Source organism: Jeotgalibacillus sp. 10bf12, from assembly GCF_055597105.1.
This window is the reverse complement of record NZ_CP200276.1, coordinates 2,288,950-2,310,048: the sequence shown is the minus strand read 5'-3', so window position 1 is coordinate 2,310,048 and position 21,099 is coordinate 2,288,950. Positions and strand designations below refer to the sequence as shown.

General features: G+C 41.6%; 22 protein-coding genes. All 22 read right to left on the bottom strand.

Going from position 1 to position 21,099, the window contains the following annotated elements; translation table 11 throughout:
- The 22 genes from fliG to rimM all read right to left on the bottom strand — a co-directional run bounded on the left by fliG (position 1) and on the right by rimM (position 21,099).
- Entirely contained in the window at positions 1 to 1,014 is a 1,014-nt protein-coding gene (fliG, locus tag DH10bf12_RS11985; RefSeq protein WP_404409161.1) for a flagellar motor switch protein FliG, read from the bottom strand.
- An 11-nt stretch (positions 1,015 to 1,025) separates the two neighbouring features.
- On the bottom strand, positions 1,026 to 2,615 hold the full coding sequence (fliF, locus tag DH10bf12_RS11980) for a flagellar basal-body MS-ring/collar protein FliF (RefSeq protein ID WP_471735510.1): 1,590 nt from the start codon (positions 2,613 to 2,615) through the stop codon (positions 1,026 to 1,028).
- 33 nt (positions 2,616 to 2,648) lie between these two features.
- The gene (gene fliE, locus DH10bf12_RS11975) at positions 2,649 to 2,960 is read right to left on the bottom strand and encodes a flagellar hook-basal body complex protein FliE (RefSeq protein WP_471735509.1); all 312 of its coding nucleotides are present in this window, start codon (positions 2,958 to 2,960) and stop codon (positions 2,649 to 2,651) included.
- A gap of 22 nt (positions 2,961 to 2,982) precedes the next feature.
- Entirely contained in the window at positions 2,983 to 3,441 is a 459-nt protein-coding gene (gene flgC, locus DH10bf12_RS11970) for a flagellar basal body rod protein FlgC (protein ID WP_471735508.1), read from the bottom strand.
- The gene (gene flgB, locus DH10bf12_RS11965) at positions 3,441 to 3,830 is read right to left on the bottom strand and encodes a flagellar basal body rod protein FlgB (protein ID WP_471735507.1); all 390 of its coding nucleotides are present in this window, start codon (positions 3,828 to 3,830) and stop codon (positions 3,441 to 3,443) included. Before flgB ends, flgC begins: the two co-directional genes overlap by 1 nt.
- Positions 3,831 to 4,347: 517 nt before the next feature.
- Positions 4,348 to 5,124 carry a GTP-sensing pleiotropic transcriptional regulator CodY gene (gene codY / locus DH10bf12_RS11960; protein ID WP_471735506.1) on the bottom strand — a complete coding sequence of 259 codons (777 nt, stop codon included), beginning with the start codon at positions 5,122 to 5,124 and terminating at the stop codon, positions 4,348 to 4,350.
- 70 nt (positions 5,125 to 5,194) lie between these two features.
- Positions 5,195 to 6,607 (bottom strand): HslU--HslV peptidase ATPase subunit, encoded by a 1,413-nt coding sequence (gene hslU / locus DH10bf12_RS11955; RefSeq protein WP_471735505.1) that lies wholly within the window; start codon positions 6,605 to 6,607, stop codon positions 5,195 to 5,197.
- Between the two features lie 12 nt (positions 6,608 to 6,619).
- The gene (hslV, locus tag DH10bf12_RS11950; RefSeq protein WP_471735504.1) at positions 6,620 to 7,162 is read right to left on the bottom strand and encodes an ATP-dependent protease subunit HslV; all 543 of its coding nucleotides are present in this window, start codon (positions 7,160 to 7,162) and stop codon (positions 6,620 to 6,622) included.
- Between the two features lie 19 nt (positions 7,163 to 7,181).
- A complete protein-coding gene (gene xerC, locus DH10bf12_RS11945; RefSeq protein ID WP_471735503.1) occupies positions 7,182 to 8,078 on the bottom strand; it encodes a tyrosine recombinase XerC in 897 nt (298 codons plus the stop codon).
- Positions 8,079 to 8,138: 60 nt separating this feature from the next.
- Positions 8,139 to 9,443 (bottom strand): FADH(2)-oxidizing methylenetetrahydrofolate--tRNA-(uracil(54)-C(5))-methyltransferase TrmFO, encoded by a 1,305-nt coding sequence (gene trmFO / locus DH10bf12_RS11940; RefSeq protein ID WP_471735502.1) that lies wholly within the window; start codon positions 9,441 to 9,443, stop codon positions 8,139 to 8,141.
- Between the two features lie 62 nt (positions 9,444 to 9,505).
- Entirely contained in the window at positions 9,506 to 11,584 is a 2,079-nt protein-coding gene (topA, locus tag DH10bf12_RS11935; RefSeq protein ID WP_471735501.1) for a type I DNA topoisomerase, read from the bottom strand.
- Between the two features lie 362 nt (positions 11,585 to 11,946).
- The gene (dprA, locus tag DH10bf12_RS11930) at positions 11,947 to 12,819 is read right to left on the bottom strand and encodes a DNA-processing protein DprA (RefSeq protein WP_471735500.1); all 873 of its coding nucleotides are present in this window, start codon (positions 12,817 to 12,819) and stop codon (positions 11,947 to 11,949) included.
- 66 nt (positions 12,820 to 12,885) lie between these two features.
- Entirely contained in the window at positions 12,886 to 13,788 is a 903-nt protein-coding gene (gene sucD / locus DH10bf12_RS11925; RefSeq protein ID WP_471735499.1) for a succinate--CoA ligase subunit alpha, read from the bottom strand.
- An 18-nt stretch (positions 13,789 to 13,806) separates the two neighbouring features.
- Positions 13,807 to 14,967: an ADP-forming succinate--CoA ligase subunit beta gene (sucC, locus tag DH10bf12_RS11920; RefSeq protein WP_471735498.1), complete on the bottom strand. Its 1,161-nt coding sequence runs from the start codon at positions 14,965 to 14,967 to the stop codon at positions 13,807 to 13,809.
- Between the two features lie 120 nt (positions 14,968 to 15,087).
- Positions 15,088 to 15,357 (bottom strand): EscU/YscU/HrcU family type III secretion system export apparatus switch protein, encoded by a 270-nt coding sequence (locus DH10bf12_RS11915; RefSeq protein ID WP_471735497.1) that lies wholly within the window; start codon positions 15,355 to 15,357, stop codon positions 15,088 to 15,090.
- Positions 15,354 to 17,045 carry a hypothetical protein gene (locus DH10bf12_RS11910; protein ID WP_471735496.1) on the bottom strand — a complete coding sequence of 564 codons (1,692 nt, stop codon included), beginning with the start codon at positions 17,043 to 17,045 and terminating at the stop codon, positions 15,354 to 15,356. The genes DH10bf12_RS11915 and DH10bf12_RS11910 overlap by 4 nt, the downstream gene beginning before the upstream one ends.
- A 15-nt stretch (positions 17,046 to 17,060) precedes the next feature.
- Positions 17,061 to 17,819 (bottom strand): ribonuclease HII, encoded by a 759-nt coding sequence (locus tag DH10bf12_RS11905; RefSeq protein ID WP_471735495.1) that lies wholly within the window; start codon positions 17,817 to 17,819, stop codon positions 17,061 to 17,063.
- A gap of 72 nt (positions 17,820 to 17,891) precedes the next feature.
- Positions 17,892 to 18,746 carry a ribosome biogenesis GTPase YlqF gene (ylqF, locus tag DH10bf12_RS11900; protein WP_471735494.1) on the bottom strand — a complete coding sequence of 285 codons (855 nt, stop codon included), beginning with the start codon at positions 18,744 to 18,746 and terminating at the stop codon, positions 17,892 to 17,894.
- 4 nt (positions 18,747 to 18,750) lie between these two features.
- A complete protein-coding gene (gene lepB / locus DH10bf12_RS11895) occupies positions 18,751 to 19,326 on the bottom strand; it encodes a signal peptidase I (RefSeq protein ID WP_471735493.1) in 576 nt (191 codons plus the stop codon).
- A gap of 65 nt (positions 19,327 to 19,391) precedes the next feature.
- Entirely contained in the window at positions 19,392 to 19,736 is a 345-nt protein-coding gene (gene rplS / locus DH10bf12_RS11890) for a 50S ribosomal protein L19 (protein WP_471735492.1), read from the bottom strand.
- A gap of 116 nt (positions 19,737 to 19,852) precedes the next feature.
- Positions 19,853 to 20,590, bottom strand: coding sequence for a tRNA (guanosine(37)-N1)-methyltransferase TrmD (gene trmD, locus DH10bf12_RS11885; protein WP_471735491.1), 738 nt, complete (start codon positions 20,588 to 20,590; stop codon positions 19,853 to 19,855).
- Positions 20,590 to 21,099, bottom strand: coding sequence for a ribosome maturation factor RimM (rimM, locus tag DH10bf12_RS11880; protein WP_471735490.1), 510 nt, complete (start codon positions 21,097 to 21,099; stop codon positions 20,590 to 20,592). Before rimM ends, trmD begins: the two co-directional genes overlap by 1 nt.

Genomic DNA, 21,099 nt, shown 5'->3' with positions numbered 1-21,099 from the left:
CTAGACAATTACATCATCTCCTCCGCCACGCGCCACAATAATTTCTCCTGCTTCTTCGAGTCTTCGGATCACAGCCACAATTCTGCTTTGTGCCTCTTCTACATCACGCAATCTGACAGGACCCATATATTCCATTTCCTCTTTAAAGTTTTCAGCCATACGCTGTGACATATTTTTAAACAATACATTTTTCACATCATCAGCTGAGACTTTCATTGAAAGGAGCAGGTCTTCGTTTTCACAATCTCTGATTACACGTTGTATTGAGCGGTTATCAAGTGTGACAATATCTTCAAATACAAACATTCTCTTTTTAATCTCTTCAGCAAGTTCCGGATCCTGTATTTCGAGTGAATCCAGTATTGTCTTTTCAGTCGCCCTGTCTACACCATTTAACACTTCAACTACAGATTCAATTCCGCCGGTTTCTGTATGATCCTGCTGTACAGTACTTGAAAGTTTTCGTTCAAGTACCGATTCAATTTCACTAATTACTTCAGGGCTGGTACTGTCCATGACAGCGATTCTCTTCGCAATATCAGCCTGTACATCCTGCGGGAGGCTCGATAAAATCTGGCCAGCCTGCTGGGGATTCAAATATGAAAGTATCAATGCAATTGTCTGCGGGTGTTCATTTTGAATAAAGTTAAAAATCTGCATCGGATCAGCACGCTTTGCAAAGTCAAAAGGTCTCACCTGGAGTGAAGATGTCAGCCTGTTAATGACCGCGCTTGCCTGCTCAGCTCCTAAAGCTTTCTCAAGGACAGATTTCGCGTAACCGATACCGCCCTGTGAAATGTAGTCTTGAGCAAGTGCAATATGATGAAATTCCTCAAGAATCTCTTCTTTCACTTCAGATTCAACTTTTTTCACACCTGATATTTCAAGTGTCAGACGCTCGATCTCTTCCTCATCCAAATGCTTATAAACAGAAGATGCTACATCAGGTCCAAGTGAGATGAGCAATATTGCTGCCTTTTGCTTCCCGCTTAATTCTTTTTCTCTTCTAGCCACCTATAACACTCCTATTCATCAGCAATCCAGGACCTTAGAAGCTTCGCGAATTCTTCCGGTTTTTCTTTCGCCATTTTTTCAAGCTGCTTCCTCTTAAGGGTACTTTCTGTTTCTTTTTCATTATTAACATCAGGTACATCTATTGGTTCTTCAGTTTCAATAAAGAATTCTTCTTCCTCTTCAACTTTTTTGCGTGAGCGGACAATGAAGAATACTAAACCAATAATGACAAGTAATAATATACCTCCAACGATATACCCCCAAAGTGGAATAGCAGGTGTTGCTTGAGCCTCTTCAAAGTCAGTTCTACCATTAAATACCTGTGCAGAAACAACCACTTTATCCGCGATTTCTTCAGGTGTCATTTCAGCTGCAACATCGGCATCAATTGAGGTACTAATAATGGTTTCGAGCATATTTTCTATGTCAGCAATACTTTGAGCCGGCAGTGAAGCAGGATTATCAGGGTCAGGTGGTTCAACCATTACCTGGAACCCAATATCGCGGATCCGGTAGGGACTCTCAACAATCTCTCTTCTGATCCGATTTACTTCATAATTAACCGTTTCTTCTTCACGTTCATAATCACCTGATCCATTTGCACCTTCTACAAACCCTGTAAGGTTATCAGCAGGGTCCTGGCCTTCAGGCACGCCTCCCGCTTCATCAGTACCTTCGAACGTTTCTGTAATTCTTCTGGCGCTGACTTCAATCCCTTCCATATTTTCTTCATCAACAGGAGTCACTTCATTCACTTCACGGTTTTCCTGATCAAAATCAATATCTGTCGTCACACTGACAACGACTTTCTCCTGTCCTACCAGTGTGCCAAGAAGCATTTGAACCTGACGCTGCAGATCTCTTTCAACCGTCTGTTTAAGGGCCATCTGGTCTGTCAGATTCACTCCCGCAAGAGAAGAATTCTGATCTTGCATATCAAAGTACTCAAAGAACTGATTCATAATGACGATATTCTCAGTAGGAAGATCAGGGACACTTTTTGAAACAAGGTGATAAAGTGATTGCACCTGTCCCTCATCAAATTGATAACCCGGTTTTGTGTTCAGCACGACAGATGCTGAAGACTGTTCTGGATTATCGTTTAAGAATACGCCCTGCTCTGGAATCGTGATCATCACTCTGGCGTCCTGAACCCCATCGATCCCTTGTAGTAATGTCGCGATCTCCGTTTGCATCGCATCTACATGCATGACTTTAAATTCATTATCGGTCATACCAAAACCGGCATTTTCACTAAAAAACGAGTAATCAATATTACCAGTGTTAGGAATCCCTTCAGCAGCAAGCTCCACCATTAAAGTTTCAGCCTGCATATCAGGCACCAGGATCGCAGTTCCACCTTCTGTGATTTCAGAAGGTATCCCTCTGCCATCAAGTGTTTCTTTAATCATTCCTGTTTCTGAAGGCGTTAAATTGCTGTATAACGGCACCATTGTCTGTCTGGTTGAAAAAAAAGTTATAAGTAAAATTAGAAATAGAGCTAACACCCCGATGCCGCCAATTAAACCCCACTGTTTTTTAGATCTTCTGCCGGCGAATGTCTTTACGCTGGTAAACATCTGATTAAATCTTTCGTTCATGACAATCCTCCGGTCTCACATTTAAAAATGTTGTTATACAGGCATCCTCATAATTTCCTGATAAGCTTCGACAGCTTTATTTCTCATTTCCATTGTCAGGTTTAGGGACACAGATGCCTTCTGGGAAGCGATCATCACGTCATGAAGTTCTACGTTTTCACCATTGATCATACGGGTTGTCATTTTGTCACTGTCAATTTGGGCAGCGTTTACTTCATTAATAGAGTCTTTCAACATCGCTGCGAAATTCTGCTGTGCATTATATGGTGAAATTTTATTTGAATGTTGTTGAGTTGACGGACTTAAAAGATTTAAGCCTGCCGTATTAATTTGTTGTATGGCCACTTAGCTATCTTCCCTTCGGATATTAAGATCGCCCAATTTGCAGGGCCTGCATCATCATTGATTTATTTGCATTAAAAACTGTCACGTTACCTTCATAGGACCTTGTGGCAGACATAAGATCCACCATCTCCCTTAGCGGGTCAACATTTGGCATCTCTACATATCCTTCAGCATTTGCATCCGGATGTTCAGGGTCATAGAGCAGTTCGCCAGGCGTATCATTGTCTTCAATTATGCGCGAAACCGTTACTCCCTGACCTGCGCTTGAAGGTTTATTCATCGCTGTGTTCAAAAAAGATGAAAAGTTTTCACCCTGAGGTTTCAAAACCACTGATTTTCTTTTATAAGGCTGCCATTCGCCGTTTTCTAACGTTGCCCTTGTTGTGTCAATATTCGCCATATTAGACGAAATAACATCCATTCGCAGACGTTGTGTAGTTAATGCTGAGGCAGTCGTATTCATAGAGTGGAACATTGTCATTACTGTCCTCCTCCTTTAATCACACTATTAAGAGAACCAAACTTCCCGCTGATTCTTGCAATAAGAGAGTTATAGTAAATTTGGTTCGTCGCAAGATCCGCCATTTCCTTATCCATGTCAACACCATTTCCATTTCCCCTTATACTATACGGTCGTCGGGTAATAGCAGGAGCACCTTCGCCCTCAGAAGAAAGGTCGAAATGTCTGGAGTCAGAGCTAGTTGATGACAATTTTATTTCATCTTGTAACATTCCTTTAAAGCTCACATCTTTAGACTTATAACCTGGTGTATCCACGTTGGCTACATTATTTGCAATGACTTTTTGCTTAACTGCTGAATAATCAAGTCCTCTTTCAAGGGAAGTAATTGTGCCTGAAAATAAATTCATCAAAACACCCCATTTCCTTATATATCGACTAAATATACTAAAATAAGCCGATATAAAAAATCACTTATACATCATTTTAATGGTAGGACCATTTATAGTCTATACTTTCCGAGTAAAGTTTTATGGGTCTAAAGATATATTTTATAAAATTGATACTTTTATATCAGTTTATTGTTAATAACACATATTTTATAAAATATCTCTACAAATAATGGAATGACTATTACAAAGCGCTTTTTGTCGTCACTTTTCTGAAACGTTACATCCATCATCATCCAGTTCCCGCAAATGAACAAATATTCATTTGTTCACAATTCAGACACTTTTTATCGGTTTATAATTCAACAAAAAAAGACAGCGGAATTCGCTGTCTTTTTTCGTCATATAAATGTAAACTTATCTAACGTATCTGCGTAAAAATCATGTAAATTTTATATTATGTGACAAAAAGTAACAAAATATGCCCTAAAGCTGAAAACAATTAAAAAAGCCGGTTTTTACACCGGCTCATTAATTGCTATTTTTTCAGGTTTTCAAGTTCTAACAGGAACTTATCGTTCAGTACTTTAATATAAGTACCCTTCATCCCAAGTGAACGTGATTCAATTACTCCGGCGCTTTCAAGCTTTCTGAGTGCGTTTACGATAACCGAACGTGTAATGCCCACTCGGTCTGCAATCTTAGAGGCTACAAGTAAGCCTTCTTTACCGTCAAGCTCTTCGAAGATATGTTCAATCGCTTCAAGTTCGCTGTAGGAAAGTGAGCTGATCGCCATCTGAACGACTGCTTTACTTCTTGCTTCCTCTTCGATTTCATCCGCTTTCTCACGAAGAATTTCCATACCTACAACTGTTGCACCGTATTCTCCAAGAATCAGGTCATCATCTTCAAATGTCTGCTCAACTCGGGCAAGAATTAATGTACCAAGACGGTCTCCACCACCAATAATCGGCACGATCGTTGTAAGTCCTTTAGCAAATAGGTCTTTATTTTCAACAGGAAAAGCTGTGTACTCGCTTTCGATATCAAGGTTTGGTGATGTTTCAGTAACATTGAATAGATTTTTTGTATACTGCTCAGGGAATTGACGATCCTCAAGCATTTGTTTCATACGCTCATTTTCAATCTGCTGATTAACAGCAAACCCTAACAGTTTACCTTTTCTGCTTAAGATAAATACGTTTGCTTCAATGACACTGCTCAATGTTTCTGCCATTTCTTTAAAGTTTACCGGCTTACCGGCCGATTGTTGCAGCATTGAGTTAATTTCTCTTGTTTTTCCTAGTAAATTCATATCCTGAATTCCTCCTGCGATTATCTATTTTTTCTTATCATCTTTCCCTGAATCAAAAATCTCAAAACATTTATAAAATGAACTCGCTTAAATCTCTGTTACCGGCAATTTTACCGAGCTTTTCATCGACATATGCAGGCGTGATTGAAATTGTGCCCTGCGCAATGTCAGAAGCCTCAAAGGATAAATCCTCGAGCAGCTTTTCCATGATTGTATGAAGTCTTCTCGCACCAATATTATCAGTTTCCTGATTTACCTGGTAAGCAATCTCTGCAAGCCTTCTTACAGCATTCTCAGTGAAGTCAACTTCAATTCCTTCAGTTGCCATCAATGCTGTATATTGCTTTAGCAGTGCATGATCCGGTTCAACTAGAATTCTTACGAAATCTTCAACTGCAAGCTTTTGTAATTCTACACGGATCGGGAATCGTCCCTGAAGCTCAGGAATTAAATCTGATGGCTTCGCAGTATGAAAAGCACCAGCTGCTACAAATAACACGTGATCTGTTTTAACTGGTCCGTACTTCGTATTGACAGTGGAACCTTCAACGATCGGCAGGATATCACGCTGAACTCCTTCTCTTGAAACATCCTGAGAACTGGAGCCTGAAGATTTTGATGCGATCTTATCAATTTCATCTATAAAAATAATCCCTGTCTGCTCTGCGCGGTAAAGGGCTTCCTGGGCTACTTCATCCATATCAATGAGCTTCTGTGCTTCATCATGAGTGAGTACATTCCGGGCATCTTTTACTGACAGCTTACGCTTTTTCTTTTTTTTAGGCATCATGTTGCTTAGGGCATCCTGAAAGTTCATACCCATCTGTTCCATACCGGACCCCTGAAGCATGTCATACATTGAAGATGACTGATTCTCATCCACTTCAACTGTCACAATGCGGTCCTCAAGCTCTCCCGCCTCGAGCTTACGGGCAATTTCTTTACGCTTTTCTTTGAGAGAGGACTCATCCTCCTGAGCATCAGGCTGAGTATCCTGGTTCTGCTCACTTCCTCCAAACATCATTTCAAATGGATTTTTAAAGTTCTGAGTCTTCTTAGCAGAAGGAACAATCAGCTTCACAAGCCTTTTATTTGCATTTTCTTCCGCTTTAGCCTGAACTGATTCCATCTTTTCTTCTTTAACGATTCTGACTGCAGTTTCCATCAGGTCACGCACCATGGATTCAACGTCCCGTCCAACATAACCGACCTCTGTAAACTTTGTTGCTTCGACTTTAATGAAAGGTGCGCCGACAAGCTTTGCAATTCTTCTTGCAATCTCAGTTTTACCTACACCTGTAGGACCCATCATCAGAATGTTTTTAGGGATGACTTCATTTCTCATTGAGTCATCAAGCAGGTTTCTTCTATAGCGGTTTCTGAGTGCTACAGCAACCGCTCTTTTCGCCTCACGCTGACCTACGATATACTGGTCAAGCTTCTCAACAATCTGCTTTGGTGTTAACTCTGTTGACTGTCTCATTTGACCGCCTCCTTAAAGCTCTTCCACAATGATATTATGATTCGTGTATACACAAATGTCAGCTGCTGTCTGGAGTGAAGCACTCGCAATTTCCCGTGCTGTCATATGATCTCCGGCATGCTGTTTAAGTGCTCTGCCTGCTGAAAGTGCATAGTTACCGCCTGATCCGATTGCAAGAATCCCATCATCAGGTTCGATTACTTCACCTGTTCCTGAAATCAGCAGCAAACCATCTTTATTCATTACAATCAATAAGGCCTCAAGCCTCCTGAGTACTTTATCACTTCTCCACTGCTTAGCTACTTCAACTGCTGCTCTTTGCAGGTTACCGTTATATTCCTGAAGTTTTCCTTCAAACATTTCAAACAATGTAAATGCATCTGCCACTGAACCGGCGAACCCGGCAACTACCTGACCATTGAAAATTTTCCTTACCTTTCTCGCAGTATTCTTCATAATTACTGCATTTCCAACTGTCACTTGACCGTCACCAGCCATTGCTGCACCATCTTTATGTTTAATCGCAAAGATCGTTGTTGCGTGAAATTGTTCCATAAACACCCTTCTCTCTTATTTAGGCTCTTGGATGAAATGATTGATAAGTATTTTTTAAATGTTCTTTTGTGACATGCGTATATAATTGTGTTGATGATAAATGCGCATGTCCAAGCAGCTCCTGTACAGTTCTTAGATCCGCTCCGCTGTTTAACATATGTGTAGCAAATGTGTGCCTGAGCATATGCGGATGAATAGAATGTGTTAAGGCAGTCTGCTCCACAAGTTTAGTTAAAATATGCCGGACCCCTCTTGGCGTAAGCGGACTCCCTCTATGATTTACAAACAAAAAGTTGTGCTGATCTTTGATAAGCTCATTCCTTGCATGATCAATGTAATCCCGCAGTGCTTTTTCAGCAAAATGACCAAAAGGAACATATCTTTCTTTACTGCCTTTACCTTTTATCAGTACGGTACCGATTGAAAGATCGAGATCCTTCAATTGAATACCTGTACATTCTGACACACGAATACCAGTGCCATACAGTAATTCAAGCAAAGCTTTATTCCTTTTCGACAACGGTTGATCTCCATTGCACGCTAAAAAAAGCTGCTCCATTTCATTCTCATAAAAAAAATGAGGCAGCCTGCCTTCTTTTTTCGGATGGATCACATAAGACATAGGATTAATAAATTCCGGGTTCTCTCTATTTAAATAGCTGAAAAAAGATTTCAGGCTCGAAATCTTTCGCGATACAGATGCACGCGCATAAGATTGCTCATGAAGACTGACAAGGTAACCCCTTGCGAGCAGATCATCCGTTTCATTAAGATGTCCCACACCTTCCCGGTTCAGGAATTCAAAAAAATGATCCAGATCATGTATATAATGTTCCACAGTTAATGAAGAGTAATTCTTCTCAGTTTGTAAAAATTGAATAAAAGAATGTTTTGCTTCATCAGAATATTGAATCATTTTTTCACCTCACAAAAGCCTCTAAATCTTATCATGATTTAGAGGCTTTTGCAATTAATATTACACTTTTTTCACAAAGTTCTGAATTGTTCCGATTGCGCGTTCAGCGTGTTTCTCAGCACGTTCCTTCTTATTTTTGATTCTTTCTCCAAGGTCTGGGAATAAACCAAAATTAGCATTCATCGGCTGGAAATTTTTTGTGTCTGCCTGCGTAATATAACGAGCCATACTTCCCATTGCAGTTTCTGCAGGGAATAACAATGGCTCTTCACCCTTTACAAGACGTGCGGCGTTAATACCGGCAACTAAACCGCTCGCAGCTGATTCAACGTAACCTTCAACACCAGTCATTTGTCCGGCAAAGAATAGATCCTCTCTAGCTTTCAGCTGATAAGTTGATTTAAGCACGCTAGGTGAATTGATAAATGTATTCCGGTGCATGACACCATATCTGACAATCTCAGCGTTTTCAAGACCGGGAATCATTCTGACAACTTCTTTTTGCGGCCCCCACTTCAGGTGAGTCTGAAATCCTACAATATTATAGAGCGTACCTGCCGCGTCATCCTGTCTTAATTGAACGACGGCATAAGGGCGCTTTCCTGTTTTAGGATCATCCAATCCCACTGGCTTCATTGGACCGAAGAGAAGCGTTTTTCTTCCACGCGCAGCCATTACTTCAACCGGCATACAGCCTTCAAAGTAAATTTCTTTTTCAAATTCTTTCAGCGGAACGACTTCAGCTTCAATAAGAGCATCATAAAAACGATTGAATTCCTCTTCAGTCATTGGGCAATTCAGGTAAGCCGCTTCCCCTTTATCATAACGGGATTTCAGATACACTTTATCCATATCAATGCTGTCTTTTTCTAAAATCGGTGCAGCAGCATCGTAGAAATAAAGATATTCTTCACCTGTCAGTTTTTTAATGCTTTCAGCCAGCCCTTCAGTCGTTAGTGGACCTGTTGCAATAATCGTAGGGCCTTCCGGAATCTCAGTGATCTCTTCCGAATATACTGTTACATTTGGGTGATTTTTCACTTTTTCTGTTACGTATCCTGCAAATTCATGACGGTCAACAGCCAGTGCACCACCTGCGGGGACTGAGCTTGCATCTGCTGCAGAGATGATAACTGAATCTAGTGTACGCATCTCTTCTTTTAATACACCTACTGCATTAGTCAAGCTGTTGGCACGAAGAGAGTTACTGCATACAAGCTCAGCAAATTTATCCGTATGGTGGGCCGGTGTCTGTCTGACCGGCCTCATTTCATAAAGGTTAACCGGTATCCCTCTTTCAGCAATCTGCCAGGCAGCTTCACTGCCGGCAAGTCCAGCTCCAATTACATTAACGCTTTGTGTCATTTTATTTCCTCCATTCTGAAAATCACAAGAAAGAGCCTGGCGGATAAACCGCCAGGACCTTTTTATACCTGCTGTTCTTCTTTATAGTCACAATTCGGACATTGAATCTGATTGCCCTTTTTAAGTTTCTTTTCAATTAGTGTTGTATCACATTTCGGGCATTGTCTGTCGACTGGTTTATCCCATGAGAGGTACTCACATTCAGGATAACGGTCACATCCGTAGAATATACGGTTTTTCTTACTTTTTCGCTCGATGACATTACCTTCTTTACAGGTTGGGCACTTAACGCCGATTTCTTTTACGATCGGCTTTGTGTTTCTGCAGTCCGGGAAATTGCTGCACGCCATAAAACGGCCGTATCTTCCCATTTTAATGACCATTGCATTTCCGCACTCTTCACAATCCTCACCGGCATATTCATCTTTGATCTCAACCTTTTCCATTTCCTGTTCGGCTTTTTCAAGGTGTCCTTCAAAGTCTTTATAGAACTCATCAATAATCTTTACCCATTGTATCTGACCTTCTTCTACATCATCAAGTTCTTTCTCCATTTTTGCTGTAAATTCTACATCAATGATTTCAGGGAAGAACTCTACGATCAGTTCGAGTACGATTTCACCAAGCTCAGTCGGCACAAATCGTTTGTTATCTAATGATACATAACCTCTTTTCTGGATTGTATCTAGTGTTGGCGCGTATGTGGAAGGTCTCCCTATGCCAAGCTCTTCAAGCGTTTTAACCAGCCTTGCCTCTGTATATCTCGGAGGCGGCTGTGTAAAGTGCTGTTTTGGTTCGATTTCATCCGAGGAAACGATTTCGCCTTCTTTCAGGTCAGGTAAATAGTTTTCTTTATCATCAGAGCTATCATCGCTGCCTTCAATGTAAACTTTCATAAACCCTGCAAACTTTACTTTTGAACCGCTTGCTCTGAACTGAACATCACCATTCATCAGATCCACACTCATCGTATCCATAACTGCAGGCGCCATGAGGCTTGCTACAAATCTTTCCCAAATTAATTTGTACAGTCTGTACTGATCTCTACTCAAATACTGTTTAACTGAAAGTGGTGTTCTAAGTGCACTTGTTGGACGGATTGCTTCGTGTGCATCCTGCGCCTTATTTTTTTTCGGAGCTTTTGGTTTTTCAGATGTCAGGAATTCCTTCCCATACTGCTCTTCAATCACACCAGCTGCTTCAGTTTTCGCTACATCAGATACGCGCGTTGAGTCTGTTCTCATATACGTAATCAAACCAACCGTACCTTCTTTTTTACCAAGGTCGATTCCTTCATAAAGCTGCTGAGCAAGCATCATTGTTTTGCGGGCTCTGAAATTCAGTTTTCTGGCAGCTTCCTGCTGCAGGGATGAAGTAATGAATGATGGAGCAGGATTACGTTTCCGTTCTTTTTTAGTTATATTTTGAACTTCAAACTTTTTACCCTTCATCTGATTTAATACTTCTTTTACATCCTCTTCATTTTCGAGCTTTTTCTTTTTACCATTCAATCCGTAGAATGAAGCCTGGAAATCTTTACTGCCTTTTTTGAATTGTCCATCAATCGTCCAGTATTCTTCAGGCTGAAAGTTTTTGATTTCATTTTCGCGATCAATAATAAGGCGTACTGCAACGGATTGAACACGGCCGGCACTCAGACCTTTTTTAACTTTTTTCCATAAAATCGGGCTGATGTTGTAGCCTACCAGACGGTCCAGTATTCTTCTTGCCTGCTGTGCGTCTACTCTGTCCATATCAATCTTACGAGGATGCTTAAAGGATTCTTTGATCGCATCTTTGGTAATTTCATTAAATACAACGCGGCATTCCGAATCCAGGTCAAGGTCGAGACTGTGCGCTAAATGCCATGCAATCGCCTCCCCTTCTCTGTCGGGGTCAGCTGCGAGAAATACGCGTTTTGCTTTTTTAGCTGCGGTTTTCAGCTCTTTTAAAACAGGGCCTTTACCTCTGATCGTAATATATTTCGGTTCAAATTCTTTCTCAACATCTACACCCATTTGGCTTTTCGGGAGGTCTCTTACATGTCCCATAGATGCTTTTACTTTATATTTTTTTCCTAAATACCGCTCAATTGTTTTTGCTTTGGCGGGTGATTCAACAATTACTAAAAAATCTGCCATTCTTAATCCTCCCTGGAGGTCTACTTAACCTTCTTATGCGTAACTATATGTGTAAGTTTTTCCATTTGTCAATTACTTTATAAATCAATTTAACTTCATACGACTGCTTATTCATAAAGTAAAATTTGTGTGAAAAAGGTTTTAAAGCTAATTTGCTGAAATGCGCGCTGCACTCGTTTTGTTAACGGTTTCAGCTTTAAAAATTGAAAAAATCTCTTCTTATGTGCATTTTACGGTCTGAGACACAATGTAAACCATATTTTTTTAAAATGCAACTTTTTTATTTTCACATGTTACCCAGCAGGATATGATTTTCACGTTTCCTGAAAAGAATTTTCACCTTTTTGCCATGATCAGAAACATCACGTTTTTGTCAGATTCCACTCATTCAATATATCACTCGCACATACTGTACATTTAGCACCCTGAGCAATCAGGGTATTAGTACCCTCACTGAGCCGGTGACCTACAGGGCCTGGTACAGCAAATACATCTCTACCTTCTTCGAGTGCTCTGTCGACTGTAATCATTGTTCCACTTTTCGCTTCTGCCTGGGTAATTAAAAGTCCTTTCGAACAACCTGCAATAATTCTGTTTCGCATAGGGAAATGATGCTTTTGGGGTTTTACATAAGGGGGATACTCTGACAAGAGAAGCTGCGAGTTTTCCATCTGTCTGTACAGCCGGTGATTAGATGAAGGATAATGATGCTGAAAGCCGCTCCCTGTCACACCGATCGTTCTGCCATGAAGAGCGAGTTCATGCGCCAACCCGTCTGCACCGCGCGCCATTCCACTGATAATTCCTATACCTGCCTCTATCAGGTCGGGAATCATAGACTGCAGAACGGTTTTAGTATAATGGTCAGCTTTTCTTGAACCGATAACAGCAAGCTGGTGAGTATCATGTAGGTATTCAGATTTCCCCTTGGTATAAAGAACAGCTGGCGGATCATATATTTCGAGTAATTGTGATGGGTAAAGTTCATCGTAGATAGTGATAAAAGAGGTTTGCGAGGCTTTCATGTGGGAAGTAATTTCTTTTAATGTAGCTGAAGCAGCATATGAGTTCAGCTTGTGAGTTTGATGAGTTGAGAGTTTAACTGCTGGCGGAGGGCTACCGAGAGGCCTTTCAAGACCAGGGTCTGATTGAATCCATAGTAGAAGCTGTTTATTCGTTAAAACGTTCATATAGTGTAAATAAAGCAGTTTATGGGTTAACGGTTTATCTGTCATCTTTTATCTCCTTCTATTTTAAATGAGAAAAAGAGCTGCCTGTATACAGACAGCCCCATATTTTTATTAATGAGTTTTACACTTATCGTATAAACCTTTTTCTTTAAGCACTTTAATCAGTGTTTCACCCATTACAGATGGTGTTTCTGCTACAGCGATTCCACACTCGTTCATAACGCGGATCTTCTCTTCAGCAGTACCTTTACCACCTGAGATGATCGCACCGGCATGACCCATACGTTTTCCTGGTGGTGCAGTAGCTCCCCCAATGAAACCGACAACAGGTTTTGTCATGTTAGCTTTAACCCATTCTGCAGCTTCTTCTTCAGCAGTACCACCGATTTCACCAATCATGATGACAGCTTCAGTATCCGGGTCGTTATTGAACGCTTCAAGTGCATCAATGAAGTTTGTGCCGTTAACCGGATCTCCACCGATACCAACCGCAGTCGACTGGCCAACACCTTCCTGAGAAAGCTGGTGCACCGCCTCATAAGTCAGTGTACCTGAACGTGATACAACGCCGACATGTCCTTTTGTATGGATATATCCTGGCATGATCCCGATTTTACACTCATCAGGCGTAATGACACCAGGGCAGTTAGGGCCAACTAAACGCGTCTTTTTGCCTTCCATGTAACGCTTAACCTTTACCATATCAATAACTGGAATGTGCTCAGTAATACAGATTGCCATATCAAGATCTGCATCTACACATTCAAGAATTGCATCAGCAGCAAACGGCGCCGGTACGTAAATAACTGATACGTTTGCTCCAGTTGCTTTAACTGCTTCTTCAACAGTATTAAATACAGGAACGCCTTCAGCTTCAGTACCACCCTTACCAGGTGTAACCCCGGCTACGATCTGTGTACCGTATTCAAGCATCTGCTTCGTATGGAATAGGGCCGTAGAGCCTGTGATTCCCTGAACTAATACTTTTGTATTCTTATCAATAAAAACACTCATTTATGCTCCCTGCCTTTCTCAGCCTACAAGTTCGACGATCTTTTGAGCACCGTCAGCCATTGTGCCGGCTGCCACGATATCAAGATCTGACTCATTTAGAATTTTCTTACCAAGTTCTACGTTTGTTCCTTCAAGGCGAACGACAAGCGGTACTTTCAGACCAACCTGTTTCGCAGCTTCCACAACACCTTCAGCAATGATATCGCACTTCATAATTCCACCGAAAATGTTAACGAAAATTCCTTTTACATTTTCATCTGAAAGAATGATTTTGAATGCTTCCGTTACTTTTTCAGCTGTCGCGCCGCCCCCAACATCAAGGAAGTTAGCGGGATCTCCGCCGTAATGTTTGATAATATCCATTGTCGCCATCGCAAGACCGGCACCATTAACCATACAGCCGATATTTCCATCAAGTGAAATATAGCTCAGGTCATATTTAGATGCTTCGATTTCCTTTTGATCCTCTTCATCAAGGTCACGGAATTCCATTACATCTTTCTGGCGGTACAATGCATTTGCATCAAAGTTCAATTTCGCATCAAGCGCCATTACATTACCGTCTCCAGTCGTAACAAGCGGGTTGATCTCAGCAATTGAACAATCTTTTTCAACAAACATTTTGTAAAGTCCAAGCATAAAGCGTACAGCTTTATTTACCATTTCTTTAGGAATGTTAATGTTAAATGCAATTCGGCGGGCCTGGAATGCTGTCAGACCGACAACCGGATCAATTGTTTCACGGAATATCTTTTCAGGAGTTGCTTCTGCAACCTCTTCAATTTCTGTTCCGCCTTCTTCAGATGCCATCAAAGTAATACGTGAAGTTGCACGGTCCAGTACAAGCCCGATGTAATATTCTTTTTTGATGTCACAGCCCTCTTCGATAAGTAAGCGCTTAATCTCCTTACCTTCCGGGCCCGTTTGATGTGTCACAAGTGTTTTTCCAAGTAATTCTTTTGCATATGTACGGACTTCATCAAGACTTTTTGCAATTTTTACACCGCCCGCTTTACCGCGGCCACCCGCATGGATCTGCGCTTTAACAACTGTTACTGCTGATCCGAGTTCTTTTGCTGCTTCTACAGCTTCTTTTGGCGTGAAAGCCACATAACCGCGGGGTACACTTACTCCATATTTTCTAAGGAGTTCTTTTCCCTGATACTCATGGATATTCATGTTCCATCCTCCTATCAAACTCTTTTGAAAATAGACTGCGCTTTCATTGTATAGAATGAAAGTGGTGCTGTCTACTATTTAAGGCGATATTGTGAAAAAACGATCATTGTCTGAATACTCTTATTTTTTATGCTGATCAACCCTGTATAAAAATGCAAACACTTCCGCTACAGCCTGATACAATTCATCCGGAATCGTTTCGTTTAATTCCAGTTGACTAAGAAGTTCTAAAAGAGATTCATCCTGCTGAATCGGTACATTATGCGCATTTGCTTTTTCAATAATCGATTCTGCTATCTTCCCTTTTCCTTTTGCTGAGACAACCGGTGCGTGTTCAGTCTCTGATTTATAAGTCAATGCTACTGCTTCAAGCCTTTTATGCTGTTTCATATTTTAAAATCCACCTTATGATAAGCAGATGACAGCGCATCCTCTGCAGGATTGAGTATCGGAGGGTCTACTTCTTTCGTGCTGTGAAATTTAACCGCTGAAAAGCTATAGCCAGCCTGTTCAAGTGCAGTTTGTAAAGCAGGGACAAAAGGCTTTGCCAGCTGATCCAGCTGATTATTTTCATTATATATATCAAGTGAGACGATACGGTTTTGTACGTTCATATCTATAATACTTTCATTTAATGATGAAAGCGTAATATAAAATAATACTCTTACGTGATCAGGATCAATCGTGCCATCACTTTTCTTTCTTCCATTCATCTTCATCATAACGTCTGCCTGATCTGTTCCAAGCTGAAGAGGAAATTGCAAGAGTAATTGCTGCTGGGGTCCATTGTCTGCTGATAAAAGCTGCAAGCCATTCAGCCGGTTCAAGAGCTGTTCAGCTGTGTCCCTTGTCTGAGGATTCAGACCTGTTGTTTCAATCAGTGATACAAGCTGGGCTTTAATGGTCTGGGCTTGAGCAACGGGACTGGCCGTATTCAATATTCGCGCCTCGTAGTCAGCTCCTATTTTGTTAATAATTTCCTTTAGGATCAGCTGCAGTGATGTCGGACTGTTCTTCTGACCGGTCATTTGCTGCACTTCATTTAACGTCTGAATAAAAAATTGCGGCTGCATCGTGTTAGGTGATGGGATTTGCAATGTCTGCAGGCTGTTCAGCTGAGACTGGGGTTTTACCTGCAGAAGCATTTGCTGTCCTCTTATTACAGTTTCAGCAGCCTGCTGTAAGCCGCCCGGCTGCTGGATGGATTTTAAGGATTGCTGCAGTTCAAGGATCTGAGTCTGTACACCCTGATTTTGAGGCAGCGTTCCGAGTGATTTGATCAGATTTTCAATTCCTTTAACTGCATTTACTGCGTTCATTCCCTGAGTCCAGTTCGACAAAGTTGCTTCTTTCGGTAGCAGCTGCATCGTTTTAAGTGCTTCGAGTGCCTGATTCTTTTCGGCAGGCGTACCAGAAGTCAGTTTTTCAAATAGTCGCTGAACGGCTTGATCCTGCGTGACTTTCGTGTAAGGATCCTGCAAAGACTGCATCATTTGTTTGAGCGGAACTTCTCCTGCTGCATTTAACTGACTTTGCAGCTGATTTAACAGCCCGGATAGTGGATCTGACATGCTCTTATTCGCAGAAAGAATAGGCTGAAAAAGTGCTTCTTTCAGCGGCAGATCTTTTGAAATCATCCATTTGACCACAGACAGCCCTTCATTTTTATCAGCAGCTCCGCTTAGCAGAGCTGCTGCTGCAGTTAATTTCTCAGCTGAAACAGGCTGCTGCTGACGGATCATAGAAGTAAGTAACTCTCTCATTTCCCGATTTCCGCTCAGTCCCATGGTTTGCAAAAGCTGCTGTACATCAGGCTTACCTGATCCGTCACTTTTAACGGGCTTGATGACCGGTGGGTGCCCTGTGCTTTCTACCTGAAACCATCTTGATTCACCTTCTGTTAATCCACCGGCAACGATGGCTGTAAGGGTCCTCCCGCCAATCTGCAGTTCCATCTGCTGATTCCCCAGATTTTTTATCACTTTTCCATGAAGCATCTGGCCTGCTTTCAGTGTGAGCTGACGGTCGGGCTGTGATGAGCCTGCCGGGCGATGCTGTCCTGATATGTATGATGACACCCTTACCACCTCCAGTTATGGCTGAATCATTGATTTCACAGGTTCAAATGACAGCCTGTGTTCACTCGTTACACCAAGTGCTTTAATGGCTTCTATATGTTCTTTCGTTCCGTATCCGGCGTTTTTCTCAAGCCCGTAGCCTGGATATTTTCCCCCGGCCTGCTTCATCAGTCTGTCGCGGGTTACCTTTGCAATGACTGAAGCAGCTGCAATACTGACACTTTTTGCATCACCTTTAATAATCGATTCCTGAGAAATTTGTATATCAAGTGTGACCGCATCTGCGAGCACGTAATCAGGCTCCCTGTTTAATTGCCGGATTGCATGTATCATTGCTTTTTTGGATGCATTTAATATATTAATCCTGTCAATTTCCTCTGCCTCAATGATGCCTACACCTACATCTGCAGCATTCATTATTTTTTCAAAGAAGCTTTCTCTTTTCTGTTCACTCAATTTTTTGGAATCATTCAGTCCCGGCAGGTAAAACCCTTCAGGCAGAATAACCGCAGCTGCCACGACAGGACCTGCAAGCGGCCCTCTGCCGGCTTCATCAGTACCTGCAATAAACCGGTATCCTCTTGTTACTGCAGCTCTTTCGAAAGACTGCATGTCATAAAACTGGTCAGACAATTTCTTATCTCTTTTTGCTTTTTTATCATAGGCCTGAAGAAGCTTCTGCACACCTTTTCGTTTATCCGCTTTTAGCTGATTCACAAGATTTCCATCCGGTGAACCTGAAAGGATTTCTTTAATCTGATTAATCGTTAGCATACGTTCACCTGTCCTTTATATCGGTAAAATTTAAGAAAATTAAAGACTTCCACTTAAGCGGAAGTCTAATTGTTATTCTTCTAAATGTTCAAGATCAAATGTAAGAGGCCCGAATTGCACGTTTCTGACATCTCTTACAATCAGATCAGCTGTTTTATCATAATCAATCACCCCGCCTGCCATCAGACAGCCGCGTTTACGCCCAATATGATCAAAAAGGGCTGCAGGGTCCTGCGGAATTTCGTCCATACCGTATCTTTCTTTCAAACGCTCAGGATAATACGTTTCAAGGAAACGCAATGCATACAATGCAATATCCTGGAGGTTTAAGATATTATCTTTAATCGCTCCTGTAAGCGCCAGCCTGAAACCTACTTCAGGATCTTCAAACTTTGGCCAAAGAATACCAGGTGTATCAAGCAGTTCCATTTCTTTACCTGCTTTGATCCACTGCTGGGCTTTTGTCACACCGGGACGGTTACCGGTCTGGGCAATATTTTTCTTTGCCAGACGGTTAATGAGTGTAGATTTCCCTACGTTCGGAATACCTACAATCATGGCTCTTACAGCTCTTGGTCTGATACCCCGCGACCTCATCCGATCCCATTTTTCACTTAAAATGTTCATCGTCTCTTTTTGGATCTGCTGCAGACCTGAACCCTTGTCTGAGTTGATTGCTACAGCACGTACCCCTTTATTTTCAAAATACCGAATCCATTCTTTTGTTTTATTCGGATCTGCCATATCTGACTTATTAATTAAAATCAGTCTCGGCTTTTGTCCGATAATTTCTTCAATCATCGGGTTTCTTGACGAAAGAGGAATCCTTGCATCTACAAGTTCAAATACAATGTCTACAAGCTTCAGTTTTTCTGTAACCTGTCTCCTTGCTTTCGCCATATGCCCCGGAAACCATTGGATACTCATCTTATCACTCCTTATTAAACAGTTTTATATCTTCGAACGGCCAATAGATCAGAGGTGTCTCTCCAACTACCTCTTCAATCGGGACAGGGCCTATATGACGGCTATCCTTACTGAACTGTCGATTATCACCCATCACAAACAGATGTCCTTCAGGAACCTGTTCATAGCCTGTCAGATCATACAGATTAAAATCCTCTGTAAAGGTATCAATTCCCCGGAATTCTTCATCAACCGGTTCACCATCTATGTATAGCTGGTCATCCGTAAAAGCTACCGATTCTCCCGGAAGACCGATGACTCTTTTTATATAATCTTCTTTATCAGAAACATGAAAAACAACAATATCAAATCGGTCAGGGGTGGTTACTTTGTATTGAAATTTATTGACGATCATACGGTCCCCATCCTGCAGTGTCGGCACCATTGAACTGCCGTCAACGACAACCGGTGAAAAGAAAAACAAACGTACTGCACCTGCAATAACGACCGCTGCAAGAAGCGTTTTTGCCCATTCCCACCATTCATTTCTAATCTCCATCCCAATGCCCCCAATCCGGCTCAGATGAACATATTGTAACATAGAAGAGCCCCGCCTATTCAGACATCTGAACATAAAAAAAGAGCCCGCAGGCTCTTTTTTTACAATTAGCGAATTTCTTTAATTCTAGCCGCTTTACCGCGTAGGTTACGCAGGTAGTAAAGTTTCGCACGACGAACTTTACCGCGACGCACAACTTCAAGTTTCGCAATTTTAGGTGTGTTTACAGGGAATGTACGCTCAACTCCAACGCCGTAAGAAATCTTACGAACTGTGAAAGTTTCACTTACACCACCACCGCGGCGCTTAATTACAACACCTTCAAACACCTGAACACGTTCGCGAGTTCCCTCAACAACCTTAACGTGTACTTTTACAGTATCACCAGGCTTGAATGTAGGAAGATCAGAACGAAGCTGTTCTTTAGTAATTTCCTGAATCAGGTTATGCATCATTTTCAACTCCTTCCAACAAATGCTCTTGCTTCATTTGCAGCGGAACATTGTGTTCAAGGCTTATCCACTTATGTGAACTAAGCACAAAAACTATAATACCACATAGAAACACGCTATTCAATGTTATTTTTAAATTCTTTCAGCCATTTAAGCTGCTGATCACTGATTTCAATTTCATCCAGCAAATCAGGTCGCCTTATATAAGTTCTGCGGAGAGATTCTTTCATTCTCCAGTTTTCAATTTTAGCATGATTACCTGACAAGAGAACCTCAGGAACTTTCATTCCTTCATAATCTGCAGGCCTTGTATAATGGGGATGTTCTAGCAGACCACTTGAAAAAGAATCCTTTACTGCCGACTCATCATTGCCCAGTACTTCAGGAAGCAGCCTTACAACACTGTCAGTCACAACCATTGCACCAAGCTCTCCACCTGTCAGAACAAAGTCTCCAATAGAAATCTCATCCGTTACGAGGTGCTCTCTGATCCGCTCATCATAACCTTCATAATGTCCACAAATGAATATCAGATGCTCTTCCTTTGAAAGCTCTTCAGCTTTTTTCTGAGTATATCGTTCCCCCTGCGGACACATGAGGATGACCCTCGGTGGTGAAGCTGTTTTTTCAGTCAGATGCTGAACAGCCCGGAAAATCGGCTCTGCCTTAAGTACCATACCTGCACCGCCGCCATAAGGGTAATCATCAACTGAGTTATGCTTGTTATTTGAGAACTGACGGAAATCTGTGACGGTGTACTCTACCGCCCCTTTTTCAGCTGCTTTTTTTAAGATTGACTCTCCAAAAACCCCATCAAACATTGCTGGGAATAATGATAGAATATCAATTTTCATTACAGCAAACCTTCCATCGCATGAATAATGACTTTTTTATCTCTTACATTTACTTCTTTTACAACGGATTCAATATACGGTATCAGTACGTCTTTTCCACTTCCAGGCTTGATTACCCAGACATCATTTGCACCTGGCGAAAGAATCTCAGTAATACGCCCGATATGTTCTCCTTCTTCCAAAAAGACCTCGCAGCCGATGATTTCATGGTAGTAGAACTCATCCTCATCCAGCTCATTCTGCTGATCAGCTGAAACCTTGAGCTGAGCGTCTCTGAAAGCTTCTACAAGGTTTACGTTGTCATAGCCTTCAAACATCAGCAGGTCAAAGTTCTTGTGTCTTCTATAACCGGAAACAGTTAATTTAATCGGTTCTTTGCCTGATTGAAAAAGATAAAGAATGCTGCCTTTTTGATATCTTTGTTCAGGGAAATCTGTGCTTGAGATCACTCTGACTTCCCCTTTAATACCATGGGTGTTTACGATCTTTCCCACGTCAAACCATTCCAT